This is a genomic window from Acinetobacter sp. RF14B, assembly GCF_006864105.1.
GTDB lineage: Bacteria > Pseudomonadota > Gammaproteobacteria > Pseudomonadales > Moraxellaceae > Acinetobacter > Acinetobacter lwoffii_C.
The window spans coordinates 1-568 of record NZ_SMTB01000219.1 but is presented as its reverse complement, the minus strand read 5'-3'; the positions used below and the strand labels follow the sequence as shown (position 1 = coordinate 568).

At 53.0% G+C, this 568-nt stretch carries 1 pseudogene; it reads left to right on the top strand.

Features of this window, described 5'->3' with window-relative positions:
- Positions 1–568: pseudogene (locus tag E2K52_RS15145) on the top strand (hypothetical protein); the annotation flags it as partial.

Sequence of the window (568 nt, the reverse complement as noted above, 5' to 3'; positions counted from 1 at the left end):
CCGGCAGCGCCGTCTCGGATTGAGCTGACACCGGGCTATTTTCAGATAACCGCCACGCCGCATCTTGCGGTTTATGATCCGACGGTACAGTTTGAGTTCTGGTTTTCGGAGACAAAAATCGCAGACACATCTCAGGTGGAAACCTCTGCCCGTTATCTGGGGACCGGCAGTCAGTGGAGTGTATCCGGCCCGCACATTAAGCCCGGGAAGGAATTCTGGTTTTACGTGCGCAGCGTCAACCTGGTGGGGAAATCTGCGTTTGTGGAAGCCCTCGGGCAGGCCAGCAATGATGCAGAAGGGTATCTGGACTTTTTCAGAGGAGAAAAAGGAAAAACGCATCTGGCTCAGGAGTTGTGGGAACTGATAGATAACAGCCAGCTTGCAGATGAGATGGCGGAGATGAAGACCAGCATCACGGAAACCCGCAATGAAATCACACAGACGGTCAACAAAACGCTGGAGGACCAGAGCGCCACCATACAGCAGATACAGCGCGTGCAGAAGGACACAAATGATGACCTGGCTGCGCTGTACATGCTGAAGGTTCAAAAAACGAAAGACGGCATTC